The following is a 1,073-nucleotide window of genomic DNA, read 5'->3' as shown; positions in this document are numbered from 1 at the left end:
GATGACGCCGCCTTGCAACGGCTGTGCTTCGTGCGGGCGGCCTTCGAGGCGGGCATCGGCCTCGACGCGCTGGCGCGGCTGTGCCGGGCGCTGGATGCGGCGGACGGCGACGAAGCGGCCGCGCAGCTTGCCCTGCTGCGTCAGTTCGTCGAGCGTCGGCGCGAAGCGTTGGCCGATCTGGAAGTGCAGTTGGCCACCCTGCCGACCGAGCCGGCACAGCACGCGGAGAGTCTGCCATGAACAACCCCGAGCGCTTGCCGTCCGAGACGCACAAACCGATCACCGGCTACCTGTGGGGCGGACTGGCTGTGCTGACTTGCCCCTGCCACCTGCCCATCCTCGCTGTCGTGCTGGCCGGCACAACCGCCGGTGCTTTCCTCGGCGACCATTGGGTCATCGCGGCGCTCGGTTTGACCGGCCTGTTCCTTCTGTCCCTGTCGCGGGCGTTGCGGGCATTCAGGGAAAGAGAATGAGCGCTTTCCGGCCGGATGGATGGACGACGCCGGAACTGGCCCAAGCGGTCGAGCGCGGGCAGCTTGAACTGCACTACCAGCCCGTCGTCGATCTGCGCAGTGGTGGGATTGTCGGCGCGGAAGCCCTGTTGCGCTGGCGTCATCCGACGCTTGGACTATTGCCACCGGGCCAGTTCCTGCCCGTGGTCGAATCGTCCGGCCTGATGCCTGAAATCGGCGCTTGGGTGCTGGGCGAAGCCTGCCGCCAGATGCGTGACTGGCGAATGCTGGCATGGCGACCGTTCCGGCTGGCCGTCAATGTTTCGGCGAGCCAAGTGGGACCGGACTTCGACGGGTGGGTAAAGGGCGTGCTGGCTGATGCCGAGTTGCCCGCCGAGTATCTCGAAATCGAGCTGACCGAATCGGTCGCGTTTGGTGATCCGGCGATCTTCCCCGCCCTGGACGCCTTGCGGCAGATCGGTGTGCGCTTCGCCGCCGATGACTTCGGGACGGGGTATTCCTGTCTGCAACATCTGAAGTGCTGCCCAATCAGCACGCTCAAGATCGACCAATCGTTTGTCGCCGGGCTCGCCAACGACCGCCGCGACCAAACCATCGTGC

3 protein-coding genes are annotated in these 1,073 nt (G+C 66.2%); all 3 read left to right on the top strand.

The window, feature by feature from the left end; translation table 11 throughout:
* Positions 1-240, top strand: a 240-nt coding sequence (merD, locus tag AB0J58_RS45175; protein ID WP_364228050.1) for a mercuric resistance transcriptional repressor MerD, incomplete at its 5' end; no start/stop codon positions are given.
* Positions 237-473, top strand: coding sequence for a broad-spectrum mercury transporter MerE (merE, locus tag AB0J58_RS45170; protein ID WP_227337132.1), 237 nt, complete (start codon positions 237-239; stop codon positions 471-473). The genes merD and merE, both read left to right, overlap by 4 nt.
* On the top strand, positions 470-1,073 hold a 604-nt coding region (locus AB0J58_RS45165; protein ID WP_044719982.1), incomplete at its 3' end, for a cyclic diguanylate phosphodiesterase. The genes merE and AB0J58_RS45165, both read left to right, overlap by 4 nt.

The sequence above is a fragment of the Streptosporangium sp. NPDC049644 genome, from assembly GCF_040675205.1.
GTDB classification, from domain to species: domain Bacteria; phylum Actinomycetota; class Actinomycetes; order Streptosporangiales; family Streptosporangiaceae; genus Streptosporangium; species Streptosporangium fukuiense.
This window is presented reverse-complemented; position numbering and strand designations above follow the sequence as displayed.

Bases quoted from the DNA above. Each gene is read 5' to 3' on its own strand.
- merE (WP_227337132.1), top strand. From the start codon at position 237: ATGAACAACCCCGAGCGCTTGCCGTCCGAGACGCACAAACCGATCACC.